This is a genomic window from Thermococcus prieurii, from assembly GCF_054657655.1.
Window position 1 is genome coordinate 660752 of the sequence record NZ_BAAHYH010000002.1, and the last position, 25797, is coordinate 686548.

Genomic DNA, 25797 nt, shown 5'->3' on the forward strand with positions numbered 1-25797 from the left:
CTCACCGCGACCTTAAAAACCCTGTCGCTCGGCGTTGAACGATAATGAGAAAAAAGAAGTCACGCGCCCTCAAGCGCGAACGGGCTTATGTAATCGCCGTACTTCTCCCTGGCCTCAAGGAGTCTCTTCCTCTCCTCCTCAAGAACCCGGAAGAGCTCCTCGGGAACTTCCTTGACTTTCTCGCGGTAGATTTTCTCTATGCGCTCAATCTTCGCGAGCAGTTCCGGAACCCTTATCGTGAACTGCTTCTCGTAGGCTTCCCTGCTGTAGTCCTTGTTGAGAACCTCCTTGAAGAGCCTTGCCAAGTCCTCGTACTTCGGAATGTACCCTATCGGCGTCTCGATTGCATCAACGTCGCCGTGAACTCTTAACTCCATCCACTTGAGCCACACCGCTTTGTCGAGCTTGTGGTTGAGCCAGTTGCCGTTCTCGTCGCGGAGGAAGTAGTTGACGGCGAATATCTTCGGCGCTTTCCTCAGCTTCTCGCCGAACCTCAGGTAGTTCTCGATGTACTCGCCGAGCGGGACGCTCATGAAGTCGAGTATGGCCATCGGGTTAAAGGCCCTAACGCCTTCCTTCCCAAGGGTCGCCGCCGTCGTCTCGCTCTCGAGCGAGGCGCCCATAGTTATAACACCGTGCTTCCAGTCAAAGGCTTCCCTCACCGGGGGCCAGGTGTCCTTGTCCCTGCCGCCGAAAATCATTCCGCCGACTTCCACACCGCACGGGTTCTCAAGGGCTTCCAAATCCACGTTCGGGAAGTGCTCGAGAGAAACCGTGAAGCGCGCGTTCTTGTGGCTCGGCGGTATCTCGTTGCCTTCCTTGTCCTTCTTGCCCTTCCACCACTTTCCACTGTGGTTCTCTCCCTCTTCCGGAATCTCAACGCCCATATCGTTCCAGTAGGGCTTTCCGTCATTAATGAGAACGTTGGAGAAGATTATCTCGACCGGTGAGTGCAGGACCTTCCAGATTATGGGGTCGTCCTCGGGGTTGACGCCCTGGATTATGCCGAAGACACCCTTCTCGACGTTGGCACCGCGGGCGACGCCGTTAACCGGGAGGATGAAGGTCAAATCGTCTCCGACTATGTTCTCCCAGGGAATCATGGCGGTGGAGGTCTTACCGCACATGCTTGGATATGCACCGGTGAAGTAGGTCTTTCTGCCGTTCGGGCCGTTGACCCTCATTAAGAACATGTGCTCGCTGAGCCAGCCCTCTCTAACCGCCTTCTGGATGGTGAGCCTGAAGGCGAGCTTCTTCAGGCCGATGGTGTTTCCTCCGTACTGGGTGTTGACGGAGTATACGGTATCGTCCATCAAATCGATGTAAATCCTCCTCTTGTCCAGATTCTTGCTCGTCTTCCTCTCGTCGAGCTCTCCCGCCGAGTGGACGAAGCGGAAGAACTTCGCGTTCCTTCCAAGGCGCTTGAACTCCTCGTAGCCCTTCCTGTAGAGTATGAACTCGGAGTGGGCGACGTAGGCCGAGTCGGTGAGCTGAACTGCCGGAATGGTGAATATCGAGTTCTTAGGCCCGAGAACGAAGAAGCAGATGAACAGCTCTTTCCCGCGCATGACGCCCTTCATGAGCTCCCTTATCTCCTTCAGGCCCTCGTCGCGGTCCTTGGTGTTGAGGAAGGGAATCTCCTTTCCGCCGGGGACGAGGAGCTTGGTGTTGGCCTTGTCCCTGGCCTGGTCGTAGTAGTTGTCGTAGTGGACCGTGTGGTTCGGCGTTTCGAGCATCTTCTCTTCTCCATAGTAGAGGGCCTTCCAGCGGACGTACTGCTCGTCCTCTTCGCTGTCGGTGCAGACGAAGACCTTGCTCGGCTCGAGCCACTCAATCCACTCCGCCAAAAAAGCGTGAAGCTCGGGGTTGTCTATCGCCTTAACCTTCTCAAACTGTTCTTCGGGGAGGAGTTCCCTAAGCTTTTCAAGGGCGTCCATTTTTGTCGCCTCCATCGGATGTGTGCATCTTACCTATTTAAAGTTCCTTCGTCGTTGTGACCATCAACTGGGCGATTAAAGGGCCATCGTCTGATATAACGTCGAATTTTTTGGGCAGAGTTGTCAACTACTAAACCGAGTAATGGTCATCAATGGGCTCATAGACGCATCCATGTGAATGAACGACGACGGGCGCAAAGTATTTTAACTGGGAGTGATACAATAAAGCGGTGCGGTGCAAGATGAAGGCAGTGATTTTGGCCGGAGGCAAGGGAACGAGGCTTCTCCCGCTGACGGTTTACAGGCCAAAACCCATGATACCATTCTTCAACAGACCCCTGATGGAGTACGCCCTCCAGAGCCTCATCGAGGCCGGGGTCGATGAGGTTTACGTTCTAGTCGGCTACCTTAAGGAGCGCATAATCGACTACTTCGGCGACGGAAGCGAGTGGGGGATAGAGATTCACTACTCCAACAAGGACAACGTGAAGCTCGGAACGGCCGGTGCCACCAAGAAGGTTGTCAAGCACATGGACGATACGTTCTTTGTCGTCTCAAGCGACGTTCTCACGAACCTCGACCTGCGGGCGCTCTACGAGTACCACAAAAAGAAAAAGGCCCTCGCCACGATAGCTCTCTCGGAGGTTGACGACCCGACGCAGTACGGCATAGCGATAATAGACGAGGACGGCAGGATTCAGCAGTTCAAGGAAAAGCCCAGACCGGAAGAGGTCTTCAGCAACCTCGTCAACGCTGGCATATATGTCTTTGAGCCGGAAGCGTTCGACCACGTTCCCAAGAACAAGAACTTCGACTTCTCCAAGGATCTCTTCCCGAGGATGCTCGAAAACGACCTCCCGCTCTACGGGTTCCCCTTCAAGGAGTACTGGAACGACGTCGGAAGGCCGTCGAGCTACCTTCAGGCGACGGAAGATGTGTTCCTCGGACGGCTCCTCCTGCCTCAGGTGAAGACCGAAAGCCTTAAGGGCAACCTTGAGTACGGTGGGGCGCTCTACACTGGCAGGCGTTGCATTCTGCGGAAGCCGGAAATCAGGGGCTTCGCGGTCATTGGTGATGACGTTGAGATAGGCAGAAACGTTAAAATTGAACGCTCGGTAATCTTTTCAGGCGTGACCATTGAGGACGGTGCCGAGATAAAGGAGGCCATAATAGGAGAAAACGTTCACATAGGCAAGGGCGTCGTCATACAGCCCGGTAGCGTCATCGGCGACAACACGCTCATCGAGGACTTCAGCAAGATAGGCTCGAACGTAAAGATTTGGGTCGAGTCAAGGATTGGTCGGGAGAGTATAATACTCCCGGATTGAGGTGGTGAAAGTGGAAGTGTATTATTCCCAGAGGTTTAATCCCGAGGAGCTTGCCCTTCTTGGAAGGGCCATAGGAACCGTTTCCCACGGAACGATAATAGTCGGCAGGGATGGAAGGGCCATCTCGCGCTACGGCAAGAGGGCGATGGTGGTTGGCATCGTCAGCACCGGTTCAACGATAATGGACGTCCGCCTGATTCCGCTCATAGCCCTCAAGGACTTCGCCCACAAGAAGGGCCTTCCGCTGGCCTACGTTTACTACTACGGGGGCGTCCGCGTTTACGTCAGCGGAATCGACGTCGATGAAATAAACGCCATCCTCGAGAGCAGGAGCTTCATCGAGGCTCAGCCCAACGACATCGGTGCGACGGTGTACTATCCCAACGCCCTCGACGACTTCATGCACGACGTCTTCAAGCACTACAACTTCAAGCTCGAGGGAAAGGCCCTCGTTGATGCCATGAACACCCCCGCGGTGCTCTTTTTCCCGAGGATGAACGAGCACTTCGGCTTCGAGGTCGAGCTCATGAACGACATGATGACCAGCTACCTACCACCGAAGCCCAAGGAGGTCTTCCTCCACAAGCTGAGCAAAGGCGACTACGACTTTGGAATGCGCTTTAGACCCGATGGCGTCGTTGAGTTCTACAAGGACGGCGAGCGGAAGGAATTCATGAGTATGTGGTCCCTCTTCGACTACCTCAAAAGGCTCTAACGGCAGTTTTATAAGCCCCTCACCGAGGGGTTTACACGTTCTTCCATTTTGGGGGTGACGGGCTTGGGGATATTCATTGTGCTTGAGGGCATAGACGGCGCTGGAAAGTCAACCCAGGCAAAGTTGCTCAAGCTGTGGTTTGAAGAAAAGGGTTACGAGGTCGTTCTCACCAAGGAACCGACGGACACTCCCTTCGGCAAGCTCATCAGGAAACTCGTTTTGACGGGTGGAAGGGAGGGCATCATTGACGGGGCTAAAATAAGCCACGAGGCCGAGGCTTTACTCTTCGCGGCGGACAGGGCCGAACACGTTGACAAGCTCATAAAACCCGCGCTCGAATCTGGAAAGGTTGTGATTTCGGACCGATACTTCTACTCCTCCCTTGCATACCAATGGGCAAGGGGACTCGACCTTGAATGGCTCATAGACCTCAACCGCTTTGCAATAAGGCCCGACCTCGTTCTACTCCTCGACCTTCCCGTCAAGGAGAGCATGAAGCGCATAAGCAGGAGGAGCATAAAGACCGAGTTCGACAAGATAGTGGAGCTTCAGAAGAAGGTTCGCGAAAACTACCTAAAGCTCGCGGAGCGCTTTCCTGAGATTAAAATCGTCAACGCACTGGAGGACGTTGATGGTGTCCACAGGCAGATTGTTGCACTCGTTGAGGCTCTGCTCGAGAAATGAATGGAGCCCCGGGCGGGATTTGAACCCGCGACCGGCGGATTACAAGTCCGCCGCCCCGCCAGGCTAGGCTACCGGGGCAGGCTCGCTTTAGGGATTCCGCCAGGAGTTAAAAACCTTTTCCCCGCTCCAACCGCAAAATTTATAAACGTCCCTTGTATCCCCTACATTGGGTCGAGCCGCCGTAGCTTAGTTGGTAGAGCGCCGGACTGTTAATCCGGCGGTCCCCGGTTCGAATCCGGGCGGCGGCGCCATCAGTGGGCCCGTAGCTCAGCCTGGTCAGAGCGCGCGGCTCATAACCGCGTGGTCGGGGGTTCAAAGCCCCCCGGGCCCACCATTACAGCCCTTGCTCCGCAAGCGCTGGCGGAAGATTAGGTGCCTCTTCTGAAGTGTTCATTTCTGAGTGGGTTTTTATCTACTTGCTCTTTGGTGAGTGTTCCGCTCTTTAAACGGCGTCCTTCGGACGCCAATAACAAAGTTGGAACTGCTTGAAAAGCCTTGTTTTGGTGTTAAACCCCCTCTAAACTTGCACTCGGTAAGTGCACGACTGATCTTTTGCTTTTTTGGTAAGAATAGCGTTCTTTTCGCCAGCCTTTCCCAAAGGCTGTGGGCAAAGTTTCATCAAAGTTCGCGATTCCCTTTTGAGAAAAACCTATTTTTTGAGGGGATTTCTTTTTGAGTTGCTCTTTGTGGAGAGTGAATTCCTTTAAAAGCGCCTTTTAACAAAGGGTTCATGTTTTTAGCGCTCCTTCGGAGCGCGGTTCAAGTAGAACCCGTGTGAAGGAGTCCTTGGAGTGTGAATTCAAAACTCTCAACGGCTGGCTTGATTTTGAAATCCCCTTACAAAGGGAGCTTTAACGAGGAATCACGAGCTTTTGGTGAAGCTTTTTCCAAAAGCTTCAGCGCTGGCGGGGAAACTCTTTGGCAAAAGTTTCATTAAAGTTTTAAAAGGGTTCATTTTCGGGTGGGTTTGCTCTCAAACTCGCCGTTCTCGAGCGTGTTTTTTCCATTAGCGCCCTCCAGGCGCGTTTCGAGTTTAAACACCTCTCCCAAGCCCGCATGAATGTGAACCTCTCACTGACGGATTATGTAAAAGGCATGTAACTCTTCCGTTGCCAGTTCTGAGGGGTTTACCCCTTTTGGTCAAGCTTTGCTTGCGCAAAGCTTGCTGGCCTCAGAAGTGGTGGCCCTCCGCACCTCTCGGTGCCGGGCCGACCGCTCATCATTGGCCAGTGGAGTTTATAAGACTGGAGAGGATACGTCCATCGGTGGTTGTGATGATTAGGGTGAAGGTCCTCGGAAGGGGAATAGAGAGGGAAATCGAATGGAGGAAAGGCATAAAGGTTGCAGATATCCTCAGGGAGGTCGGATTCAACACAGAGAGCGCGATAGCGAGGATTGACGGGAGGGTTGTTCTCGAGGACGAAAAAGTTGAAGACGGCGTTACCGTGGAGGTAATCCCGGTCGTTTCTGGGGGATAAAAAGAGGGGCATCAAGCCCCGAGCCTCTTTCTCATGAACTCCTCGAACTTCTCCATGGCCTCCTCGAGTATCTCGACCGGCGGGAGGAAGACAATTCTGAAGTGCCAGTCGCCGGCCTTTCCGAAGCCCGAGCCGTGGACGAAGAGGACGTGCGCCTCGTGAAGGACATCGAGCACGAACTCCTTGTCGTTCTTCCACTTCGAGCGCTCCTCAATCCTCGGGAAGATGTAGAACGCTCCCTGCGGTTTGACCGCGCTGACGCCGGGAATCTCGTTGATGCGCTTGTAGATGTAGTCCCTCCTCTCGCGGAGCTTCTTCATGTACTCCCCAAGGTAGTCCATCGGGCCCGTTAAACCTGCTATCGCCGCGAACTGGGCCGGTGTGTTCGGACATATCCTTATGCGCATGAGCTTGTCAATCGCTTCTCTCACTTCTTCAAGCTTACCCTCGGGGTCAATGTAGTAGAAGTAGCCCAGACGCCAGCCGGTGGCGAAGTAAACCTTCGAGAGGCCGTTCATCACTATAACCGGAACGTCCTTCGTGAGTGAGCCCGGCGAGACGTGCTTGCCCTCGTAGGTCATCAAATCATAAATCTCGTCGCTTATAACCGGCAGGTCGTACTCGCCGGCCAAGTCGAGTATCGCCTTGACGGTCTTCTTCTCGTAGAGCGCTCCCGTCGGGTTGTTGGGGTTGATGACGGCTATTGCCTTCGTTCTCTCGTCTATCAGCTTCCTCATGTCGTCTATGTCCGGTTGCCAGCCGTTTTCCTCGACCGTCATGTACTCCCTCGGCTCGGCACCGTAGAACTTGACGAGGCCAACGTAGGGGGGATAACTCGGACTCGGAACGAGTATGTTGTCGCCGGGGTTGAGGAGCGAGCCGAATATAAGCTGGAGCGCCTCGGTTACGGCCGTTGTGACGCGGACGTCTTCCGGCGTTATGTCCACGCTGTTCTTCCACTTCTCCCTCTTAACGACGGCCTCCCTCATCTCGGGTAAACCCTCGCTCGGCCCGTAGTAGTTGTGGCCCTCCTTTATGGCGCGACAATAAGCCTCCTGCATGTGCTTCGGGGGCTGGAAGTCGTACTTGCCAGGGTCACCGATGTTGAGCCGTATGACCTTTATTCCCTTCTTCTCGAGCTCCCTCGCCGGGAGAACAACGTCTCTAATCGCGTACTCAACGCCCATTGCACGCTCTGATGCCCTAATCATAACGACCACCACCCGAAGGTTGAGACGTTCATCATAAAAACCTTGAGTCTCAAAGTTTCGCCGAAAACGGCCGTAAAGCGATGGATTTTCGGGAAACGTTTAAAACCCCCCGCTCAAAGCCTTCCCGGGCGATGAAGAATAGCAAGCAAACTGAGGGCTCACAGATGATGACGTGAACACCCTCCGAGCCCATTCGATACTTTTATTAACCTTCAGAGCAAAATCTAAGGCATGAACGTTTTCATCCCGCTCATCCTCGGCCTTCTGCTGGGCTACCTCCTGAAAAGGGCCGGAAAAAGGCCGAACCTTGAAACTCCCACGAGCATCGCGCTACTCGCGATGATTTTCTTCCTTGGGGTCAAGACCGGGGAGGTCCAGGTAAACGGCCTCTGGCTCATCGGCGTTTCAGCCCTCTTCGCGGTTCTGACGATAGCCGGAAGCCTTCTCCTCGCGGAGGTGGTCAGGTGAGGTTTCTCTACCTCGTCCTGGCATCTCTCACCATCGGAACGCTCGTGGGGCACTTCCTCAGCCCGGACTTCGGGAACGCCTACGAGCTGATGCTCTACATCCTCATATTCCTTATCGGAATGGACCTCGGACTGAACTTCAACGCCAAGGAGCTCAGGAAGGTCGGAGGAAAGGCCCTCGTCCTGCCGTTTCTAACGCTGACTGGCTCAATCCTTGGCGGACTGCTGGCGTCGCTGATTCTCGGGATAGAGCCGAGGTGGGGCCTCGCCATAGGGGCCGGCTGTGGATGGTACTCGCTGACGGGCCCGCTTATTGCACAGTACTCCGCGGTTTACGGCGCGGTTGGCTTCCTCGGTAACCTGATGAGAGAAATCCTAACCATCCTGCTCTACCCTATTGCAATCGGAAAAATCGACCCGAAAAAGGCGGTGGTGATGGGCGGGGCAACGACGATGGACACTACCCTGCCGATAATAACAAAATTTGGAGGAAGGGAGGTGGCACTGGTTGCCTTCATCCACGGGTTCATTCTAACAGCGGTCGTTCCCTTCCTGGTTCCGCTGATACTCAGTCTTTAGAGTACTTCTCGACGAGGCCTTTGACGAGGCTCTCGTGCTGTTCCTCGTTCCTCTTAAGTTCCTTCACAAGCTCCCGCACAACCGGGTGGAAGGCTCTCCTTGAGAGCTCCTCGTAGAGCTTTCTCATCTCGTCCTCTTCCTCGGCGTACCTCTTCAGAATCTCGATGAGCTTCTCATCGGTGCCGGGAAGAACGACCTCGGTCGGGAAGTCCTTGAGGTACTCCTCGATTATCTCTTCCGGTGGAATCCTGGCACCAATTGGACCGAAGCCAAGTGGCATGACCATCGTTGGAACGCCCGGGATGAGGGCGAAGTCCTCGTTGGGCTTCTCGACGGCGTACTCTTCCACCAGTTTGAGGGCGTCGTCATAGGCCTTCTCAAGGGCTTCCATGAGGCGCTTGTGGAAGGCCGTGTCTATTGCGAGCCTGAGAACGAGCCCCCTCAAATCGGCGTACTCCGGCTTATCGAGCTCTTTGAGGAGCTTCCGGTAGTCCCTCTCAGCCCTCTCTTCAACCTTCTTTGCCTCCCTGACGAGGTCAATCATCCTCCTCATTTCCCATCACCGGCACATTTTAGTAACCTTTAGTATTTAAAAGTTTCGGAACCGGGAAAAAGCTTTTTAAACATCGTCTCAAACCGGGAACCCGAGCTAATCATCGGCTCATGGCTCGGGGGTATCCGCGAAGGAACCCACCGGGCTCCCCGTGGAGGTGAGTGAGATGAAGTACCCGAAGCAGATAAGGACGTACTGCCCGTACTGTAAGAAGCACACCATCCACAAGGTAGAGAAGGTTAAGAAGAGGCCGAGGAGCGAGCTCAGCCAGGGTCAGAGGCGCTTCCGCAGAATCCTCAAGGGTTACCGCGGTTTCCCGAGGCCGAACCCAGCCGGAAGAGAGAAGCCGGTCAAGAAGCTCGACCTCCGCTTCCGCTGCACCGTCTGCGGTAAGGCCCACACCAGAGGAAAGGGCTTCCGCGTTAAGAAGTTCGAGCTCGTGGAGGTGTGAACATGGCGCTCCCGAAGAACCTCATCCCGATGCCGAGGAGCAGGTTCCTCCGCGTCAAGTGCATCGACTGCGGCAACGAGCAGATAGTCTTCAGCCACCCGGCCACCAAGGTTCGCTGTCTCGTCTGCGGTGCAACTCTCGTCGAGCCGACCGGTGGTAAGGGCGTCATCAAGGCCAAAATCCTCGAGGTTCTCGAGTGATTTCCTCCCTTTTTCCTTCCCGCCAAACTTTTAAAAACCTCTTCTCGTAAACCTTCCGGAGAGAAAAATTTAGAGGTGGTTAGAATGCCGAGGAAAGCCAAGGAGTTTCCCGAGGAGGGAGAATTCGTCGTCGCTACCGTCAAGAACATTCACCCGTACGGAGCGTTCCTCACCCTTGACGAGTATCCCGGAAAGGAGGGCTTCATGCACATAAGCGAGGTTGCTCCAACCTGGGTCAAGAACATCAGGGACTACGTGAAGGAGGGCCAGAAGGTAGTCGTCAAGGTCATCCGCGTTGACCCGGAGAAGGGGCACATAGACCTGAGCCTCAAGAGGGTGAACCAGCAGCAGAGGAAGGCCAAGCTCCAGGAGTACAAGCGCGCCCAGAAGGCCGAGAACCTCCTCAGGATGGCCGCTGAAAAGATAGGCAAGGACTTCGAGACGGCCTGGCGCGAGGTCTGGGTTCCGCTCGAGGAGGAGTACGGCGAGGTTTACGCCGCCTTCGAGGACGCCGCCCAGAACGGGATGGACGTCCTCAAGGGGCTCATAAGCGACGAGTGGATTGAAGCGCTCAGGCCAATCATCGAGGCATACGTCGAGATTCCGACCGTTACCATCGATGCGGAGTTCGAGATAACCGTTCCGAAGCCCAACGGAATCGAGATAATCAAGGAGGCCCTGATTAGGGCCAGAGATAGGGCCAACGAGGAGAAGGACATAGACGTCAAGTTCACCTACCAGGGTGCCCCGAGGTACAGGATTGACATAACCGCCCCGGACTACTACAAGGCGGAAGAGGTTCTCGAGAGCATAGCTGAAGAAATCCTCCGCGTCATAAAGGAAGCAGGCGGAGAGGCGACCCTCATAAGGAAGGAGAAGCGCATAAGGAAGATTAAGAGGAGGTAACCATGAAGTTCCGCATAAGGAAGTGCCCGAACTGCGGCAGGTACACCCTGAAGGAGACCTGCCCCGTCTGCGGGGCAAGGACCAAGGTAGCCCACCCACCGCGCTTCTCGCCGGAGGACCCCTACGGTGAGTACAGGCGCAGGTGGAGAAGGGAAGTCCTTGGGATAGAGGTGAGAAAATGAAGGAAACCACCATCTACCTCCTTGAGAGGCCCCAGCTCAGGGACCCCGTGTTCATAGAGGGCCTCCCGGGCATAGGCCTCGTTGGAAAGCTCGCCGCGGAGCACCTCATCCAGGAGCTCAACGCGGTGAAGTTCGCCGAGCTCTACTCACCGCACTTCATGCACCAGGTCATCATAAAGAAGGGCTCAATCGTCGAGCTCATGAAGAACGAGTTCTACTACTGGGTGAACCCCGACGAGAACGGAAGGGACCTAATCATCATCACCGGCGACCAGCAGGTTCCGCCGACGGACAGCCCCGGCCACTACGAGGTTGTTGGGAAAATGCTCGACCTCGTTCAAGAACTCGGCGTCAGGGAGATAATAACGATGGGGGGCTACCAGGTACCGGAACTCCAGGGCGAGCCGAGGGTTTTGGCTGCGGTAACCCACGAGGAGCTCGTTGATTACTACAAGGAGAAGCTCAAGGACTGCTCCGTCGAAGTAGTCTGGAGGGAGGACGAGGGCGGAGCCATAGTCGGTGCCGCCGGTCTTCTCCTCGGAATGGGCAAGCTCCGCTCGATGTACGGTATAAGCATACTCGGCGAGAGCCTCGGCTACATCGTCGACGCCAAGGCTGCCAAGGCAGTTCTAACGGCGGTCACGAAGATACTCGGAATAGAGCTCGACATGACAGCCCTCGAGGAGCGCGCCAAGGAGACCGAGGAGATACTCCAGAAGGTTCAGGAGATGCAGAGAGCGATGCTCGAGCAGACGATGCCCCCGGCTCCGGAAGAAGAGGACAGGGGCTACCTCTGATACCTTTTATTCTCCTTAACTTCCCCGTGCATCTTTTGAAGGCCCAGTCTGCCCCTTCCCGTTGTGAACCTGAGGTTGGTAACACTCTTTTCAAAAAGTTTTTTATAGGATAACACCATCTTAGCTCTTGATAACACCAACCGGGAATGAGAGGTGGTGAAATTGCACATACCCGATGGCTACCTCGGACCGTACACATGTGCGTTTTTCTATTTGATTATGATACCGATTTGGTACAAGGCCTTCAAGTGGCTCAAGAATCTCAAGCCAAGCCAGGTGCCCCTGCTGGGAGTTCTAACGGCCTTTGCATTCCTTGTGATGATGTACAACATGCCGGTGCCTGGAGGAACAACTGCCCACATCGTCGGCGGAACGATAATAGCGATACTCATAAGCCCCTGGGCCGCGACGGTATCGCTCAGCATAGTTCTGCTCATTCAGGCCCTGTTCTTCGGTGACGGTGGAATAACGACCTACGCCGCCAACGTCTTCAACATGGGCGTCGTCCTCCCCTTCGTCGGCTACTACACCTACAAGTTCCTCAGCGAGAGGTTCAAGCTCAACGAGGTCATCTCAGCCGGAATCGGTGCGTACATCGGCATAGTAACCGCGGCAACTGTAGCCGGCATCGAACTCGGAATACAGCCTTACATACAGCCCGGCTACTGTCCCTACCCGCTCCGCGTCTCCGTTCCGGCCATGGCAATAGCGCACCTAGTGACGGCAGGTCCGGCCGCGGCCGTCGTTACCGCGGCAGTTGTCTGGTACGTCAAGAAGAGCAGGCCCGACCTCTTTGAGATGAGGACCATTGCAAGGGGGTGATTGAATGGACAGGGTAACCAAGACCCTCCTCGCAATCGTCGGCGTCATGATAATCCTCTCTCCGATTGGAATACTGCTCGTGTGGAACTACGACGATGCCTGGGGCGAGTGGGACGTCCAGACTGTGGAGCACATGGTCGGCCACAAGTTGCCCGGCATGGAGAAGCTCGCGGACGCCTGGAACCACGCGATTTTGCCCGACTACAACATCCCAGGCTGGGAGGACAAGCTCCACGCCTCGATAGGCTACATAATCTCCGCGATAGTTGGAACGGCACTCGTCGTTGCCCTCTACTACGCCCTCGTCAAGTTCGTGGTCGGCAAGGGCGCCTCCTCCTGAATTTATTTTTTGGTGGTGAGAATGGGGTTCCTCGAAGAGACCGCCAGGGAAGTCCTCGAGTTCACGACCAACGCCATCTTCTCCGAGAGGTACGCGAGACGAGACGGTCTGCTCCAGAGAATCGACCCGAGGGTTAAGGTGTTCTCGCTCGTTGCGATAGTCGCGACGGTGGTTTCCCTCGGGAGGATTGACGCCATTTTAGCTTTTTACTTCCTTGCACTGGCCCTCGCGGTCCTCTCCAGACTGCCGGTAGTCGAGTTCACGAAGAGGGTCTGGGTCTTCATTCCGATTTTCACGGGGGTTATAGCCCTCCCTTCGATATTCATGATTCCGGGCGAGCCGGTTTTTCATCTGTTCGGTCTCACCGCGAGCAGGGAGGGAATCCGCTGGGCGGTTCTCTTTACGCTCCGCGTCGCGACGGCGGTTTCCTACGCGATACTCTTCACGATGACGAGCAGGTGGAACGATATCGTCTCGGCCCTCGCGTTCTTCAGGATTCCCGGAATGGTCATAACCATAACGACCTTAACCTACCGCTACATATTCCTCCTCGCCAAGCTCCTGCTCAACGCGATGCACGCGAGGAGGGCGAGGCTGGCCGGAGAACTCGGCATGGTCGAGAGCTGGAAAGAGGCCGGAAAGCACATCGGGGCGACCTTCATAAAGGCCAACGCCCTCGGCGAGGACCTCTACTACGCCATGCTCTCCAGGGGCTACGCCAACGAAATCGAACCGCTGAGGGAGTTCAAAGCTGGAACGGTTGACTACGCGTTCTCGGCCTTCACAGTCCTCCTCGTCGTCCTGACGTTTGCCTTCACGAGGGGATTGCTATGAAGGTTTACGAGCTCAGAAACGTTTCCTACCGCTATCCAACCGGGGAGTGGGCGCTCAGGGGAATAAACATGGATGTTGAGAGGGGAGAAACCCTGGCCATAGTTGGGCCGAACGGCGCCGGAAAGACCACACTGCTCAAGCTGATGGACGCGCTGGTCATGCCAACGGAAGGCGAGATACTCTTTGAGGGAAAGCAGATAACGGAGGACACGATGACGGAGGGGGAGTTTCGGCGGAAGGTCGGCTTCCTGTTCCAGAACCCGGACGTGATGCTCTTCAGCGCGACGGTTCTGGAAGACGTGGCCTTCGGCCCCGTTCACCTGTGGGGTAAAGAGAGGGGCCTTGAGAGGGCCAGAGAAGAACTCAGAAGGCTCGGCATCGAGAGGCTGGCCGATAGGCATCCGTACAGCCTGAGCGGTGGCGAGAAGAAGAAGGCCTCTATAGCCTGTGTAACGGCAATGGAGCCGGAAGTCCTTCTCCTCGACGAGCCGACGAGGGATTTGGACTTGAGGAACAGGAACTTCGTGCTCGACATGATTCGGAGCTGGAAGAGGGAAGGAAAGACGGTCGTAGTGGTTACCCACGACCTGAGGCTGATTCGCCTCGCCGACAGGGTTTACGTGGTGAACAAAGAAATCCTCTTCGAGGGAACGCCGAGGGAGCTGTTCTCGAGGCCGGAGCTAATAGAGAAAGCCAACCTTGACGTGCCCGAGATTGTGAGGCTCTTCCACGAGCTCGGCATCAACGAAATACCGCTGAGCGTGGAGGAGGCAGTGGAGATTCTAAGGGGCCTCCTCCAGAGGTGATAAGTTAAACTCACCGCCTTCCCGGCTCCGGCGCCCCGGGAACGTCCCTCAGCTCCCTCCCCAAAATCCTCTCCATGAGCAGACCCATGGCAATCACGAAGACTATCGTGAGGGCCAGCCTCGTCACCATGAACCTCAGCCCGAGGAACTGCAACTCAACCAGCTCCTGCGGAATCTTTATGCAGGCCCAGGCCGAGAGGAAGACGACGACGCTCGCGACGCGGGCGCCTTTCCTGAGCAGCGACGCCGCTATCGGGAAGGCCACGTAGAGCGGTCCAGTTGGAAAGGCGCCGATGAATATCGCTATCAGCATGCCTTTAAGCCCGGAGCTTTTCCCGAGATACTTCACGATTAGCTCATCGGGGACGAAGACCGAGAACAGGCCCATCAGGACCATTACTGCTGGCATTACGAGGAGCATCTCCACGAGGTAGTCCTTTGACGCCGAGAAAACAGGAGCTCTCTTCTCCGGGAACATGAGTAGGAGCACCGCGGTTATCGCCACAACGGCACCGAGGAACGCCAAATCGCGCAGGAAAGCTTTCTTCTGGTTTTTCATGGCCCCACGGCCCTTCCCCGAACCCTTTGGAACTTTGCCGTCGGCCCTCAAAGTAACACCCCCATTAAGAGGCCTATCAGAATCGCGATTATGAAGCTCAGTGCGTTCCTGAGCAGGGCAAAGCGCTTCCCGAGGATTCTAATCTCGAGGGGCAACGTTACAAAGCCAATCATCGTCAGCGTCGTTATGAAAACGGCCACAGAGGTCAGAGAAGCCCCCATCTTGAGCAGGGAAGCGGCGAGGGGGAACGCTATCAAGGACGGTATCTGGAGTATCGCCCCAAGAACCGCTACCGTTAAAACGCCGATGAACCCCGCTTCCTGGCCGACGACGCGGGAAATGGTCTTCGGAGGCACAAAGCCGGACATAAGGCCGATTATCAGGATTATCGCGAGCATCGTCGGAAGAATCCGAACGAAAAACTTCACGGAGACTTTCAGGGCCTGCCTCGTCTTTGCCCGGTCCTTCATGAAGCCAAGGGCGAGGCAAGCAAGGGCGAGGGCGTTTATGAAGAGCGTCGTTCCATTCATGGTCTTCCCCGGGAAAAGTGTGAAGGGGACGGCTTATAAAGTTCGTGAACTATTCGGAAACGGGAAAGCAGAACAGCCTTTCCACTTCGTCCCAGAGTTCTCGGGCTTCACCCTGGAGGATAAGCCTTCCGTTGGAGATGACGTACAGCCTGTCCACGATGGGCTTCAATGGTTCCCATATGTGGCTTATGACGAGAAAGCTTGTTTCACTCTTCATCTCCCTGAAAAGCTTTACGAATCGTCCCATTGTTTCAAAGTCGATGTTAGCCAGGGGCTCGTCTATCATAATCAACTCGGGAGCGCCTACGAAGGCCTGGGCCACCGCGAGCTTCTTGAGCATTCCCGAGGAATAGTTGGACGTTCTCTCGTCGAGGAAGTCAAGTTGAAAGAGCTTCCCAACGCGCTCGACCTCTCTCTCATCAAAGCCTTTGGAACGCGCTATGAACTCAAGCCACTCCCTACCCGAGATTAGAGGGGGAAACGAAACAGGGTCGTAGGCAACGCCAATTTTGAGCTTAACTTTAGCGTTCTTCCAGGGGTTCTCTCCGAACAGCCGTATTCTCCCAGAGCTCGGCCTGTAGATACCGGTTGCGAGCTTGAAGAACGTGCTCTTTCCGCCGCCGTTCGGGCCAAGGATTAGGTTGAAACCCTCGGGAATCTCAACGGTAACTCCGTCGAGTGCCACTATGCTCCCGAAACGCTTGGTCAGGTTCTCCGCCTCAATCAACGCCACCACCTCCAGAGGAGGAACGCAAAGAGCGCAAAGCATATGGAGGACGCCAGATAGGAGACGTTCTGAACGCGCTCCGTTGGGTGGGGATACCACAGTCGGTCAGTGCACACGAGGGTTCCGTTAGACATGGAGAAAACGCTGTAATCACCCGCATGGGGGATAACGACTTCAAAGCTCCCGTGACCAGAGACCGTGGCGTTCAGAAGGGGCCTGCCCGTCGTGTCGTCCATCACGAGCACCCTGCCGGTCCTGCCGTTGCACGTTAGGTTGAGCACAGCCCATCCGGGGGAGCTAAACTGGGAGCCCTCCGTCTGTGAGACGGTGTAAACGCCTTCCGGCCAGACGGTCCCATGGATTGCTCCAAACTCCAGCACAGGAAGGAGGAAAACGAACCCGAGGGTAATTAGGATGGAGAGCACGAGGCGGTGCCTCATCTAACGTCCCTCCCGAGAATCATCAGAAGGGACGTTGCGACTGCCGCCCCGGGAACTATAAAACCGTAGAGGAGGATTTTTTCAGTGATGAACCAGGATAGGGAAAAGTCAGTGGTCAGTACCGTCAGAGTACTCCACACGTCAAAGAGAAAGTTCCTCGGTGGGAGGTTCACGCCCAGGAGGTACGGTAGTATCAGGACCGGAAAGGCCAGGACGAGGGCCATTAGCATGCTCCTGAGGGCGGTGGCGAGTAGCGTTGCAATCGAAACAACGTAAAAGAGACCTGCCAGAAGGACTATCGTTAGACCAAGAAACCTATCTCCGAGGAGTACGGAGAGGTCAAAGCGGGGAACGTCCGCGAGGTTAACCGCGGTTAAGAGAACGATGGGCACGAGAAGTATTACAACGGACATCAGGAGGGTTGCCACGAGTTTAACGCAGAACACCCCCGCGCGAGAGTAGGGGAGGGAGAAAACCACCGCCTCGTAGCCTCTCTCAATTCCTGCCCGGAACGCAAGGGCAGTCAAAACGACCACGAAGAACGTAGCCACCACCCACAGGTTGGACGACGTCGCCGCCCGAACGAGCACCAAACCGGTCATGGAGTGCAGTCCCTCGACCCGCTGGGAGACTGTCCCAACCTGTCCGAGGCTCACGAGGAGGCCGTGCTGGAATATGAGGCCGATAACGAAGGTCCCCACTGCCATAACCAGGACCCTGGGGGAGTCGTTAATCTCCCAGAAGAAGAGGCTCGCCAAACGCCCCATCCTCACCGCCTCCGTCTCTCAAAGCACGCCGCTGAGGTCACGCAGACTACAATGAGCAGAAACACCGCCAGATAACGAAGCCTGGAGTTCCCGGGAGGTGTCACGGCCACACTGTGTCCCCGGCCGAGGGTTGCGTTGGAGAGTATAACCCCCCACGCCCACATGCCGTTCACCATCCCTCCATGCTTCTCCGAGAGCTCGGTGTCAATTTTGGCCGCCTTGTCATCTGTCCACATGAAGCCGTAGACCCCAATGGCGTTGAAGTCCGGTATCGGGTCCGTCATGAAGGATATGCAAACATCGTACTCGGGGCTGTAAACGGCGTCGAAGGAGGAAACAGTTACGGGGGTGACGACGCGCCCGCTGTGTACCACCACGTTGGGCTTGGGAAAGGTCCCGTAGTACGTCCTCATGCTCACGTTTGCAATCTTAACGGCCGCTACCTTAACACGTTTCCCGTGGTAGAAGGCGAAGGTTTCGTTCGGCCTGAAACCGTCCCACAGAACCGTGTGTCCGTAGGACCTTCCCTTGAGGTCGTAGACCCACCCGGTCGTCAGGTTTATCCGGTACCGCCCATCCACCCGCAGGGAGCTCAGTACAACCTTCGTATAGTTGTTCAAAGCCTTCACGGCCACTATGCTGCTCTCATTCCAGAAGGGGCGCACCGTGGAGTTGCTGGGGTAGATAACGAGAACGGGCGCGAAGGACACGTTTCCAGTCGTCACGGTGATAGAAACGTGCATTAGAGCGAGTCCGTTTTTAACGTCGAGCACACGGAAAACCACCGTGACGTTGGGGCCCGTGACGGCCACAGGAGCCCCGCTGACGTTGAAGATGAAGCCACCGCCGGCTGGATGGGTGCTGAAGGCACGGTACTCGAGGGTTGCACCGGGCCTAACCCAGTACGGCACGCCGGGGCCGGTCGTCCCCGCTGCCAAGACAGATGAGGTTACGAGAAAAACTAGAAGGAAAAACGCCGATGCGCTGGTTTTCATTGGTTGCCCACCTCGTGGTGAGGCTCAGCTCCCCATGCAGCCCTATAAGCATCATGTTCGTCAATCTCGGCGTATACAACCACAAAATCATCGACTACTTTCACCTCAGCATACGCATTGGGGCCATATATCTTAGCGTTTGGGTTCCCCCACCAATGGGGATACAGTGGGTAGAATCCTATCCCAACCACATCCTTTGGTCCCGCATCCCAATGGAGGTTCGTTAAAAAACCTCCGTTGCCGTATCTGGGGGGAAGGTAGAAGGTTCCGGACACAAAAGCGTACATACCATCCTTCGCTTCTTCCCTATCACTACCACCAACAACACATCTGGCTATGTGGTGGTAGTAGGGAGTTGCCATCACAAAAGCAACACTACTAAAAACCATAAGTCCAATCCAAAAAATTACTAAAGCCCAAATCTTCCTCATTTGTCAACCCCCCGCCGATATTTAACATCTGGCGTTTTTATATAATAATCAACTTAATTTAGGTATATTGGTACAGACTTCTAATGGATACAGTTTGGCTGTATTAGCATGTAACGCTATTTTATAATTTAAGCACGGCTTAAAGGTTAGAGTCCGGATAGTATATTCTCCTAGGTAATATTACAGGTGCCAGTAACCAGAGAATTTGAACCATTTAGTGCAGTGAGAGAACTCGATAAGAGGCGCCGAGGACGGTGAAAAAAGAGTGTTAGAGGCTCAACCAACGAGGGCCGAGGCCTCCTCTAAAAGCCTGAGCCCGAGCTCGAGGTACTCCTTAGCCTTCTCCTCGCTCTTGGCCTCGCTGAAAATCCTTATTATCGGCTCGGTTCCGCTCGCTCTAACCAGGACCCAGCCGTCCAGGAAGAGTATCTTCGTCCCGTCGGTGGTGTCTATCTCGTAGCCCTTAGCCTTGGCGAGCTCGGCAACCTTGGCGACTATCGCCTTCCTGTCGCCCTTCACGTGCCTCTTCGTCTTGAACTGGTAGTACTTCGGCAGTTCATCAATCAGCTCGCTGAACTTCTTTCCGCTCTTCGCGAAAATCTCGACTATCTTCGCGGTGGTCATAGCCCCGTCCCTTCCGAGGACGAAGTCCGGGAAGATAACACCACCGTTCTCCTCGCCACCGATGGTTCCGTTGTGCTCAAGAAGTGCCCTCGCGACGATGAGGTCTCCAACCTTCGTGCGCATAACCTTCGCGTTGTTCCTCTTCGCGATGTCATCAAGCAGGTTTGAGGTCGCTATGGTGGTAACGAGCAGTCCACCGCCTCTCTCTTTAAGAACCGCGTCGGCAACGAGGGCGAAGGTCTTGTCACCCTGAATGAAGCGCCCGTTTTCGTCTATGAACACCGCCCTGTCCGCGTCGCCGTCCTGGGCAACTCCGAAGTCTGCACCGAGGGCCTTCACGATTTTCATGAAGTCCCTGAGGTTCTCCTCGTTCGGCTCCGGGTTTCTGGCCGGGAAGTGGCCGTCCGGGTGGGCGTTGACGCTCACAACCTTACAGCCGAGCTCCCGCAGGAGATACGGGAGTGCTAGAGAACCGGCGCCGTTGGAGGTGTCAACGACGACGAAGGGCCGTCTCTTCCTGATTGCCTCAACGTCCACACGAGCCTTTATAGCCTCGATGTAGGGCTTGATTATGTTTTCTTCACGAATCTCGCCAATCTCGTCCCATTTGGCCCTGTCGAAGTCCTCCTTAAAGAAAACCTCCTCAACGACCGCCTCGCGCTCCTTCTTGAGGCCCATTCCGTTCGGTTCGAGGAGCTTTATGCCGTTGTACTCCGGTGGATTGTGGGAAGCAGTTATAACCGCCCCGCCGTCAGCCTTGAAGTGGTTGGTGGCCCACTGTATTGCAGGGGTGGGTGCTATTCCCACGTCGATAACGTCACAGCCGACGCTGAGGAGCCCGCTGATGAGTGCGTTCTTCAACATCTCACCGCTCACCCTCGTGTCCCTGCCGACGACAACGAGAGGTTTTTCCCTTCCCTCGCGCTTGAGCATCGTCCCGAAGGCCATGCCCATCTTGAGGGCAAACTCAGGCGTTATCTTCTCGTTGGCTATTCCCCTAACTCCGAAGGTTCCGAACAGCTTCCCCATCTCAGACCCTCCCGAACTCGTCGTCAAAGCGAACTATGTCGTCCTCGCCGAGATACTCACCAATCTGGGTCTCTATGACCTCCAAAACAACCTTTCCGGGGTTCTCAAGGCGGTGCTTAACGCCGGCCGGAATGAACGTGCTCTCCCCGGGCCTGAGGAGTATCTCCCTGTCTCCGACGATGACCTTGGCGGTTCCCCTGACCACGACCCAGTGTTCGCTCCTGTGGTAGTGCATCTGGAGGGAGAGCTTCTTGCCCGGCAGAACGGTCAGGCGCTTTATCTTGTAGCGGTCGCCCTCTTCAAGCACGGTGTAGCTTCCCCAAGGCCTGTAAGCGGTTCTGTGGACGATGACGCGCTCGTCGCCGAGCTCCTTCAGAGCCTTGTAAACCTCCTTAACGCGCTGGCTCTCGCCCTTCTTCGCCACGAGCAGGGCATCACCGGTGTCTATGATTATCAGATCCTCAACGCCGACCGTCGCGGTGAGCCTTTCGGTCATTATGAGGTTGTTCCTTGAATTGACGCCGACGTGGTAGCCTTTCTTTCCGCGAACCCTGACCGCGTTCCCGTCGGAGTCCTTCTCGAGGACCTCGTATATTGCATCGAAGCTTCCGAGGTCGCTCCATTTCGTGTTGAGGGGAACGACTGCCGCTTTGTCGGTCTTCTCCATGACGCCGTAGTCTATGCTTATCTCCGGGACGCGGTTGTAGGCCTCCTCTATGTCACCACTCTCCTCAAAGGCCTCCCAGACGTCGGGGGCGTGCTTCTGAACCTCCTCAATGAAGAGCGAGCTTGAGAACGCGAACATCCCGCTGTTCCAGTAGTAACCGCTTTCAACGTAGCGCTTTGCCGTCTCGAGATTGGGCTTCTCCTTGAACTCTGAAACCGTGTACCCGATTATCCTTCCGTTCTCTTCAATCTTCTCGCCCGGCTTTATGTAGCCGTAGCCCGTGTGTGGTCTGGTCGGCTTGATTCCGAAGGTGACGAGGTGGTTTTTGGCCAGCCTCTCAGCGTTCTCGAAGGCCCGCTCGTAGGCTTCGTTGACCTCAATGAGGTGGTCGCTTGGTAAAACCGCAACGACCGAGTTCCCAAACTCCTCCTCTACCCTGAGCGTCGCCCAGAGGATAGCGGGCAGGGTGTTCTTGGTGCTCGGCTCAAGGAGGATGTTGTCCTCGGGGATTTCAACGCCCAGCTCCCTCAAATCGTCCAGAACGCGGAAGCGGTAGTTCCTGTTGGTTACAATGAATATTTCACTCGGCTTCGAGAAGAGAAGTGCCCTCTCGACGGTCTTCTGGAAGAGGCTTCTATCGTCGAGGAAGCGGACGAACTGCTTTGGCATCAGCTCCCTGCTCAGGGGCCACAGCCTCGTTCCCTTTCCTCCCGCAAGGATTACGGTCTTCACGGTATCACCTCCAGCAATTCTTCAATCGAGCTTATATGCTTAGCCTTTGGATGAGAGAGTTTCCCAACGATGAAAGCGTTATCAACGACGTCGAAGAGAGGAAAGTCGTTCTCACCGTCCCCGAGCGCGTAGCTCTCAACCTCGCCGAGAAGGGAGTAGAGTTCGAGGAGGACCCTAGCGGCCCTCCCCTTGTCGGTGTCGCCCGTGACGTTCAGGAACCTCGTTCCCCTGCTAACTTTAAGGCCCATCTTTTCAAGCTTCGCCTCAAACCCCTCCTTCTCCCACCGGAATATCGTCTCGCTGTATTCGCGCTTCATTGCGAGCTCTGCGAGCTCCTCGGGCAGGCCCGTGAAGGCCTTAACCTCGTCGAGGGTTGAGTTGCCGTAGTACTTGAGCCCGTACTCAAAAGATAGTTCATCGAGCGCGCACTTTATCTCCGAATAGGGCCTCCCGAGCTCAATCACGCGGTAATTTCCGCGTTTCACCCCAAACTCGCCGACGACCTTGGGAGGGAGGTAGTTGGCAGGAACGTAGACCGCGCTCCCGTTTTCAACCACGAAGGGCTTCTCAAGGTTCCAAGCCTTTATGTAGTACTCGACTTCAAAGCGGGTCTTTGAGGTGTTCACAACGACCTCGTAGCCCCGCCTCAGGAGCTCCTCAATGACGGGACGGGCCCCCTCGGGCGAGTAATCGCTTCCCAGGAGGGTCCCGTCGAGGTCGAGGAAGATGACCCGAATCAACGCTCACACCTCGAACTCGAGGAGCGTCTCGGCCTCGTCTTCAAGGGTTTTCATCCACTCGCTCACGTCCACTCCCTCAACCGGGGGCATCACCCTGGGCCTTGGAGGCTCCTCGTTCTCGCCGAGTAAACCATGAATCCTGAGCTCATCGAGGATGCGCCCCTTAAGCTCACTTGTGGCGAGCTCGGAGTGGTATATCGTCCCGAGGGAGCTCAGCAACATCGACCTCACGTGCTCCTTGCCCTTGTCCTCGTGAAGGTGTGGGTTCAGCGTTTCAATCTGGAAGACCTCGACGCCCTGGTCGTAGACCTCATCCTTGTCCCTGCCCCACCTCCCGAAGGTCTCGAAGAGGTAGACCAGCTCGTAGGGCTCTATGGCGTAGCCTGTAGCGAATGGCATTATCTCGGCGAGCTTGATGCTCATCGCGTGCTCGCCGGCGTTGGCCGTCGCTATGATGTTGGTCTCAAAGTTGGTGGCAACTCCAAAGAGGGCGTTCATGTAGCGGTTGGTTATCTCGCTTACGCGCCCCCACTTCTTGAAGTAGAGCCCCTTCGTCGTCACCTTGGGCTTGTGGCGCCAGCTCAGCCTGACCATCGTGTAGTCGCTCTCGCTCATGAGAAAACCAGCGGCGTAGTCCTTGACGTACTCGTTCACCGAACCGGGGATGTAGTTGTCGGCATCGACGAAGCCAACGTATTTCGCGCCAATGGCTTTCGCGAGGAGCAGGCCGATTAGCATGCCCTCCCCCTTACCGCTCCTCACCGAGTCACCGTCGAGTATCTCGGTGTAGCCCGTCTTTTTGAAGGCCTCGGCAAGGCCCGGGTCCTTCTGGTGGACCATTATTATCCGCGAGCGCGTGAGGTTGTAGAAGTGCTTTACCAAATCCACCTCCTGCTTGAAGAGGTTCGGCCCCTCCCGCTTGCTGTTCGAGACGATTATTATGGGGCACTGGTGCGGAATCGCTTTGAGCACACCGTCGACGAGCTGGAGCTTCTCGTCCTTCATCGGGACCACTATCGCTATGTCCTCGAGGATTCGGTAGATGTCCTCCCTCGGAACGTTCCTGACGGTGAAGGTTCCAACGTCCCTCGTCTCGCTGTCCAGCTTTATTACCTTCTGGACCTCGTAGATTTCAACCGCCCCGAAGAGCTCCTTATAAACCGGCGCCTCAAGTAGCAAAGCATCACCTCCAAAATCCTTTCAAATGAAAAATACGGCGGGGAAAATTAAAAGCTTGCCCTCAGCGGAGGGCGAACTCCCCGACGAAGGCCGAGCTCGATATGGTGTCGCCTATACCGACGGTTGACTTCGGCTTGGCCACAATCTTCGTGGGTATGAAGGAGAGCTGGTAACCGTTGACCTCAGCTATGCCGTTTTTCATTCCGTACTCCCTGGCGAGGGTTTCCTCGACGGGTTTTACCTTCTCGTTCACGGGCACGTCCATGGCCCTGACTATCTCGTCTATCGAGGGAACGTCGCCAAGCTTGGCCTTCGCCGCCGCCGCTAAAGCCGCGAAGAGCAGAGCATCGCGGACGAACTCGCCCCTGTAGGATGTCAGAGCGAGGTAGTAGCCGTAGGTGTGGAAGTGAATCCTCCTAACGCCGAGCTCGGCCAGTTTGAGCATCGCTTCGGTGACCGCTATCGGGTCAACGGGGTCGTTCGCGAGGAGCTTTTCGGCAAGGGCTTTCTCGCCCATCACTTCCATTATCGAGGCCAGCTCGACCTCATTCAGGCCGACGCTCCAGAAAGAGGGAAGCAGGTCGAGGATGGCTTTCCTCACCGTCTCGTCCGGCGTAAAGGCGAACTCGAGATGGGCGGGAATGTTCTTCTCGTTGAGAACCTTCAGGTGCTCCCTTATCATCTCAAAGGGCTCACGGTAGTTGTCCTTGGTCAGGGCCTGAAGCCCGCTGATTATCGCAAGGCTGACGCCGGAGGCAATCTCGTCAAAGCGCTCCCTGAACTCGTCGCGGATGAAGAGTGTGGTGTTGTAGTCATCGGCGGCACCTATGAAGCGGTTTTCGCGCGGGGCCTCGAAGTCGAGGACCCTGAAGCCCCTGGGAAACTCGTAGATGTAGTGGAGACAGCTCTCCTCGTCGCCTCCGAAGTCTCCCGGGTGGACGAGCCTGAGCTCATCGTTTTCGACCTTCGGCACGTAAATCGGCCCGTCCTTGAAGAGGCCCGCCTGGAGCTTCGAGAGCTGGGGAACGTGCGCTATCACCTTAACGCCGTAAACTCCCCCGAGGAGGTTGGCCATTATGCCGACCTGACCGCCCATCCTGAGCTCGTCCCATCCCCAGCGCCTCATGTAGAAGCGGACGGGACAGCTCTCAACGAACAGCTCAGATGCCTTGCCCCTCCTGACGCTCCAGAGGATTGAGCCGAGTAGCTGAGGAACGCTCGTTATCTTATCGGGCAGTTCCTCGGAGTAGCGGAGGACTTCTTCCTTTCCAGCCTTTTCAACCCTCGCCTCGAGGTCGCTCCTCTCGAGGTATTTGATGGCGTCGATGTTGGTGTTGTACGCTAAGAGGACGCCCTTAACGTTGCCTACCTTGGCCCTAACCCTCTCGAAGGCAGAAGCGTAAAGCCCGTCCCACATTATGTATCACCGAGAGTGAAAAAGAGGGGAAACCTAATAAGGGTTTCGCTCACGTCCAGCGCGGGTTGTGTATAAGCTTGACCTCACCGTTCTCCTCGACGACGAGCTTGGCGAAGCCCTTCTCCTTTATCGAGCCGTAGTCGTGGCCCGCGTCTGCCGGGTAGATTGCGAGGAATACGAACGGCTCATCGCCGGTGTTCACCGTCCTGTGCGCCCAGTACGGAGGAACGTAGACAACCGTTCCCGGCTCCATCGGAACCCACTCAACTTCCCCTTCCGGCGTCTGGAGGAGCATTCCGCCCTTTCCCTTGAGGGCGTAGTAGATTTCGGCCCTGTCGGCTTTTGCATGGAAGTGCCCCTTGGTGAAGAAGAACTCCTTACCGACTTTGCCTGGGTAGAGTATTGTCGTCGCGAAGTTGAGGTCGCCGTCCTTCTCCTCCTGCTCAACCGCGTAGACTTCGTAGACAACGGGGTCCTCCTTGAGAAGCTCCTCGTAGGCCTTCTCGTCGTAGAAGTAGCCCCCCATGTCGCTGAGCCTTCTAACGAGCTTCTTGGCCCCGGGGATGACTCCGTTCTCATCAATCCTGACGCCGAAGGGTCTCTTGTACCCCATAAGCACCACCGAAGAAACTCCGCTTTAACTTATTTAACCTTTCCCCAAGGTATCACC

Annotated in this window: 31 protein-coding genes and 3 tRNA genes; 17 read left to right on the forward strand and 17 right to left on the reverse strand. The window is 55.8% G+C overall.

Going from position 1 to position 25797, the window contains the following annotated elements:
• Positions 1-59: 59 nt before the first annotated feature.
• Positions 60-1937 carry a phosphoenolpyruvate carboxykinase (GTP) gene (locus tag ACYQ04_RS06830; RefSeq protein WP_460130023.1) on the reverse strand — a complete coding sequence of 626 codons (1878 nt, stop codon included), beginning with the start codon at positions 1935-1937 and terminating at the stop codon, positions 60-62.
• A 242-nt stretch (positions 1938-2179) separates the two neighbouring features.
• Here ACYQ04_RS06830 and ACYQ04_RS06835 point away from each other — a divergent pair, with 242 nt between their 5' ends.
• From ACYQ04_RS06835 to tmk, 3 genes are all read left to right on the forward strand, one after another.
• Positions 2180-3265, forward strand: a complete 1086-nt coding sequence (locus ACYQ04_RS06835) for a sugar phosphate nucleotidyltransferase (protein WP_460130024.1) — start codon at positions 2180-2182, stop codon at positions 3263-3265.
• A gap of 10 nt (positions 3266-3275) precedes the next feature.
• Positions 3276-3980 (forward strand): phosphohexomutase domain-containing protein, encoded by a 705-nt coding sequence (locus tag ACYQ04_RS06840; RefSeq protein ID WP_099210095.1) that lies wholly within the window; start codon positions 3276-3278, stop codon positions 3978-3980.
• A 63-nt stretch (positions 3981-4043) separates the two neighbouring features.
• Positions 4044-4664: a dTMP kinase gene (gene tmk, locus ACYQ04_RS06845; protein WP_099210093.1), complete on the forward strand. Its 621-nt coding sequence runs from the start codon at positions 4044-4046 to the stop codon at positions 4662-4664.
• 1 nt (position 4665) lies between these two features.
• Here tmk and ACYQ04_RS06850 read toward each other — a convergent pair.
• Positions 4666-4742: transfer RNA gene (locus ACYQ04_RS06850), tRNA-Thr, on the reverse strand.
• Between the two features lie 97 nt (positions 4743-4839).
• Between ACYQ04_RS06850 and ACYQ04_RS06855 the strand changes: the two genes are divergently transcribed.
• The 3 genes from ACYQ04_RS06855 (at position 4840) to ACYQ04_RS06865 (ending at position 6142) form a co-directional block, all read left to right on the forward strand.
• Positions 4840-4915, forward strand: a tRNA-Asn gene (locus ACYQ04_RS06855).
• Between the two features lie 5 nt (positions 4916-4920).
• A tRNA-Ile gene (locus ACYQ04_RS06860) sits at positions 4921-4998 on the forward strand.
• 940 nt (positions 4999-5938) lie between these two features.
• Positions 5939-6142, forward strand: coding sequence for a MoaD/ThiS family protein (locus ACYQ04_RS06865; protein WP_460128332.1), 204 nt, complete (start codon positions 5939-5941; stop codon positions 6140-6142).
• Positions 6143-6153: 11 nt separating this feature from the next.
• On the opposite strand, the gene ACYQ04_RS06870 is transcribed toward ACYQ04_RS06865, so the two are convergent.
• Positions 6154-7353, reverse strand: a complete 1200-nt coding sequence (locus ACYQ04_RS06870) for a pyridoxal phosphate-dependent aminotransferase (RefSeq protein ID WP_460130026.1) — start codon at positions 7351-7353, stop codon at positions 6154-6156.
• 231 nt (positions 7354-7584) lie between these two features.
• On the opposite strand from ACYQ04_RS06870, the gene ACYQ04_RS06875 reads away from it, so the two are divergent.
• Both ACYQ04_RS06875 and ACYQ04_RS06880 read left to right on the forward strand, forming a co-directional pair.
• Positions 7585-7821 (forward strand): hypothetical protein, encoded by a 237-nt coding sequence (locus ACYQ04_RS06875; protein WP_460128334.1) that lies wholly within the window; start codon positions 7585-7587, stop codon positions 7819-7821.
• Entirely contained in the window at positions 7818-8399 is a 582-nt protein-coding gene (locus ACYQ04_RS06880; RefSeq protein WP_460128336.1) for a LysO family transporter, read from the forward strand. The genes ACYQ04_RS06875 and ACYQ04_RS06880 overlap by 4 nt, the downstream gene beginning before the upstream one ends.
• Here the strand turns inward: ACYQ04_RS06880 and ACYQ04_RS06885 are convergent.
• Positions 8389-8952 carry a ferritin family protein gene (locus ACYQ04_RS06885; RefSeq protein ID WP_460128338.1) on the reverse strand — a complete coding sequence of 188 codons (564 nt, stop codon included), beginning with the start codon at positions 8950-8952 and terminating at the stop codon, positions 8389-8391. The two genes, ACYQ04_RS06880 and ACYQ04_RS06885, sit on opposite strands and share 11 nt — an antisense overlap.
• 166 nt (positions 8953-9118) lie before the next feature.
• Between ACYQ04_RS06885 and ACYQ04_RS06890 the strand changes: the two genes are divergently transcribed.
• The 9 genes from ACYQ04_RS06890 (at position 9119) to ACYQ04_RS06930 (ending at position 14290) form a co-directional block, all read left to right on the forward strand.
• Complete coding sequence (locus ACYQ04_RS06890; protein ID WP_042688957.1) at positions 9119-9403, forward strand: 50S ribosomal protein L44e; 285 nt, start codon at positions 9119-9121, stop codon at positions 9401-9403.
• A 2-nt stretch (positions 9404-9405) separates the two neighbouring features.
• A complete protein-coding gene (locus ACYQ04_RS06895) occupies positions 9406-9603 on the forward strand; it encodes a 30S ribosomal protein S27e (RefSeq protein WP_015859102.1) in 198 nt (65 codons plus the stop codon).
• A gap of 84 nt (positions 9604-9687) precedes the next feature.
• Positions 9688-10509, forward strand: a complete 822-nt coding sequence (locus ACYQ04_RS06900; RefSeq protein ID WP_460128342.1) for a translation initiation factor IF-2 subunit alpha — start codon at positions 9688-9690, stop codon at positions 10507-10509.
• A 2-nt stretch (positions 10510-10511) separates the two neighbouring features.
• A complete protein-coding gene (locus ACYQ04_RS06905) occupies positions 10512-10691 on the forward strand; it encodes an RNA-protein complex protein Nop10 (RefSeq protein ID WP_460128344.1) in 180 nt (59 codons plus the stop codon).
• Positions 10688-11488 (forward strand): proteasome assembly chaperone family protein, encoded by an 801-nt coding sequence (locus tag ACYQ04_RS06910; protein WP_042688952.1) that lies wholly within the window; start codon positions 10688-10690, stop codon positions 11486-11488. The genes ACYQ04_RS06905 and ACYQ04_RS06910 overlap by 4 nt, the downstream gene beginning before the upstream one ends.
• 156 nt (positions 11489-11644) lie before the next feature.
• Positions 11645-12310 (forward strand): cobalt transporter CbiM, encoded by a 666-nt coding sequence (gene cbiM / locus ACYQ04_RS06915; protein ID WP_460128346.1) that lies wholly within the window; start codon positions 11645-11647, stop codon positions 12308-12310.
• A gap of 4 nt (positions 12311-12314) precedes the next feature.
• Entirely contained in the window at positions 12315-12650 is a 336-nt protein-coding gene (locus tag ACYQ04_RS06920) for a PDGLE domain-containing protein (RefSeq protein ID WP_460128348.1), read from the forward strand.
• Positions 12651-12671: 21 nt separating this feature from the next.
• Entirely contained in the window at positions 12672-13484 is an 813-nt protein-coding gene (gene cbiQ, locus ACYQ04_RS06925; RefSeq protein WP_460128350.1) for a cobalt ECF transporter T component CbiQ, read from the forward strand.
• On the forward strand, positions 13481-14290 hold the full coding sequence (locus ACYQ04_RS06930; RefSeq protein ID WP_460128352.1) for an energy-coupling factor ABC transporter ATP-binding protein: 810 nt from the start codon (positions 13481-13483) through the stop codon (positions 14288-14290). The genes cbiQ and ACYQ04_RS06930 overlap by 4 nt, the downstream gene beginning before the upstream one ends.
• A 10-nt stretch (positions 14291-14300) precedes the next feature.
• On the opposite strand, the gene ACYQ04_RS06935 is transcribed toward ACYQ04_RS06930, so the two are convergent.
• The 13 genes from ACYQ04_RS06935 to pgiA form a co-directional block, all read right to left on the reverse strand.
• Entirely contained in the window at positions 14301-14900 is a 600-nt protein-coding gene (locus tag ACYQ04_RS06935; protein WP_460128354.1) for a permease, read from the reverse strand.
• On the reverse strand, positions 14897-15379 hold the full coding sequence (locus ACYQ04_RS06940) for a permease (RefSeq protein ID WP_460128356.1): 483 nt from the start codon (positions 15377-15379) through the stop codon (positions 14897-14899). Before ACYQ04_RS06940 ends, ACYQ04_RS06935 begins: the two co-directional genes overlap by 4 nt.
• Before the next feature lie 49 nt (positions 15380-15428).
• Entirely contained in the window at positions 15429-16112 is a 684-nt protein-coding gene (locus ACYQ04_RS06945; RefSeq protein WP_460128358.1) for an ABC transporter ATP-binding protein, read from the reverse strand.
• Complete coding sequence (locus ACYQ04_RS06950; protein ID WP_460128359.1) at positions 16103-16546, reverse strand: hypothetical protein; 444 nt, start codon at positions 16544-16546, stop codon at positions 16103-16105. Before ACYQ04_RS06950 ends, ACYQ04_RS06945 begins: the two co-directional genes overlap by 10 nt.
• Positions 16543-17319, reverse strand: a complete 777-nt coding sequence (locus tag ACYQ04_RS06955) for a hypothetical protein (protein ID WP_460128361.1) — start codon at positions 17317-17319, stop codon at positions 16543-16545. The genes ACYQ04_RS06950 and ACYQ04_RS06955 overlap by 4 nt, the downstream gene beginning before the upstream one ends.
• Positions 17316-18308: a hypothetical protein gene (locus tag ACYQ04_RS06960; protein WP_460128364.1), complete on the reverse strand. Its 993-nt coding sequence runs from the start codon at positions 18306-18308 to the stop codon at positions 17316-17318. Before ACYQ04_RS06960 ends, ACYQ04_RS06955 begins: the two co-directional genes overlap by 4 nt.
• Positions 18305-18739 (reverse strand): hypothetical protein, encoded by a 435-nt coding sequence (locus ACYQ04_RS06965; protein ID WP_460128366.1) that lies wholly within the window; start codon positions 18737-18739, stop codon positions 18305-18307. Before ACYQ04_RS06965 ends, ACYQ04_RS06960 begins: the two co-directional genes overlap by 4 nt.
• Positions 18740-19015: 276 nt before the next feature.
• A complete protein-coding gene (glmM, locus tag ACYQ04_RS06970; RefSeq protein ID WP_460128369.1) occupies positions 19016-20392 on the reverse strand; it encodes a phosphoglucosamine mutase in 1377 nt (458 codons plus the stop codon).
• Position 20393: 1 nt separating this feature from the next.
• A complete protein-coding gene (locus tag ACYQ04_RS06975; RefSeq protein WP_460128371.1) occupies positions 20394-21791 on the reverse strand; it encodes a mannose-1-phosphate guanylyltransferase/mannose-6-phosphate isomerase in 1398 nt (465 codons plus the stop codon).
• Complete coding sequence (mpgP, locus tag ACYQ04_RS06980) at positions 21788-22531, reverse strand: mannosyl-3-phosphoglycerate phosphatase (protein ID WP_460128373.1); 744 nt, start codon at positions 22529-22531, stop codon at positions 21788-21790. Before mpgP ends, ACYQ04_RS06975 begins: the two co-directional genes overlap by 4 nt.
• A 3-nt stretch (positions 22532-22534) precedes the next feature.
• Complete coding sequence (gene mpgS / locus ACYQ04_RS06985) at positions 22535-23710, reverse strand: mannosyl-3-phosphoglycerate synthase (protein ID WP_460128375.1); 1176 nt, start codon at positions 23708-23710, stop codon at positions 22535-22537.
• Between the two features lie 61 nt (positions 23711-23771).
• On the reverse strand, positions 23772-25127 hold the full coding sequence (locus ACYQ04_RS06990) for an ADP-specific glucokinase (protein WP_460128377.1): 1356 nt from the start codon (positions 25125-25127) through the stop codon (positions 23772-23774).
• Positions 25128-25176: 49 nt separating this feature from the next.
• Positions 25177-25740 (reverse strand): glucose-6-phosphate isomerase, encoded by a 564-nt coding sequence (gene pgiA, locus ACYQ04_RS06995; RefSeq protein ID WP_460130027.1) that lies wholly within the window; start codon positions 25738-25740, stop codon positions 25177-25179.
• Between the last annotated feature and the right edge of the window lie 57 nt (positions 25741-25797).

Coding starts and splice junctions, on each gene's coding strand:
- ACYQ04_RS06965 (WP_460128366.1), bottom strand. CDS start 18,739: ATGAGGAAGATTTGGGCTTTAGTAATTTTTTGGATTGGACTTATGGTT.
- ACYQ04_RS06900 (WP_460128342.1), top strand. CDS start 9,688: ATGCCGAGGAAAGCCAAGGAGTTTCCCGAGGAGGGAGAATTCGTCGTC.
- ACYQ04_RS06870 (WP_460130026.1), bottom strand. CDS start 7,353: ATGATTAGGGCATCAGAGCGTGCAATGGGCGTTGAGTACGCGATTAGA.
- ACYQ04_RS06910 (WP_042688952.1), top strand. CDS start 10,688: ATGAAGGAAACCACCATCTACCTCCTTGAGAGGCCCCAGCTCAGGGAC.
- ACYQ04_RS06905 (WP_460128344.1), top strand. CDS start 10,512: ATGAAGTTCCGCATAAGGAAGTGCCCGAACTGCGGCAGGTACACCCTG.
- ACYQ04_RS06950 (WP_460128359.1), bottom strand. CDS start 16,546: ATGAGGCACCGCCTCGTGCTCTCCATCCTAATTACCCTCGGGTTCGTT.
- ACYQ04_RS06990 (WP_460128377.1), bottom strand. CDS start 25,127: ATGTGGGACGGGCTTTACGCTTCTGCCTTCGAGAGGGTTAGGGCCAAG.
- ACYQ04_RS06960 (WP_460128364.1), bottom strand. CDS start 18,308: ATGAAAACCAGCGCATCGGCGTTTTTCCTTCTAGTTTTTCTCGTAACC.
- cbiQ (WP_460128350.1), top strand. CDS start 12,672: ATGGGGTTCCTCGAAGAGACCGCCAGGGAAGTCCTCGAGTTCACGACC.
- ACYQ04_RS06835 (WP_460130024.1), top strand. CDS start 2,180: ATGAAGGCAGTGATTTTGGCCGGAGGCAAGGGAACGAGGCTTCTCCCG.
- ACYQ04_RS06890 (WP_042688957.1), top strand. CDS start 9,119: ATGAAGTACCCGAAGCAGATAAGGACGTACTGCCCGTACTGTAAGAAG.
- ACYQ04_RS06940 (WP_460128356.1), bottom strand. CDS start 15,379: ATGAATGGAACGACGCTCTTCATAAACGCCCTCGCCCTTGCTTGCCTC.
- pgiA (WP_460130027.1), bottom strand. CDS start 25,740: ATGGGGTACAAGAGACCCTTCGGCGTCAGGATTGATGAGAACGGAGTC.
- ACYQ04_RS06875 (WP_460128334.1), top strand. CDS start 7,585: ATGAACGTTTTCATCCCGCTCATCCTCGGCCTTCTGCTGGGCTACCTC.
- ACYQ04_RS06865 (WP_460128332.1), top strand. CDS start 5,939: ATGATTAGGGTGAAGGTCCTCGGAAGGGGAATAGAGAGGGAAATCGAA.
- ACYQ04_RS06885 (WP_460128338.1), bottom strand. CDS start 8,952: ATGAGGAGGATGATTGACCTCGTCAGGGAGGCAAAGAAGGTTGAAGAG.
- glmM (WP_460128369.1), bottom strand. CDS start 20,392: ATGGGGAAGCTGTTCGGAACCTTCGGAGTTAGGGGAATAGCCAACGAG.
- ACYQ04_RS06895 (WP_015859102.1), top strand. CDS start 9,406: ATGGCGCTCCCGAAGAACCTCATCCCGATGCCGAGGAGCAGGTTCCTC.
- ACYQ04_RS06920 (WP_460128348.1), top strand. CDS start 12,315: ATGGACAGGGTAACCAAGACCCTCCTCGCAATCGTCGGCGTCATGATA.
- ACYQ04_RS06930 (WP_460128352.1), top strand. CDS start 13,481: ATGAAGGTTTACGAGCTCAGAAACGTTTCCTACCGCTATCCAACCGGG.
- ACYQ04_RS06830 (WP_460130023.1), bottom strand. CDS start 1,937: ATGGACGCCCTTGAAAAGCTTAGGGAACTCCTCCCCGAAGAACAGTTT.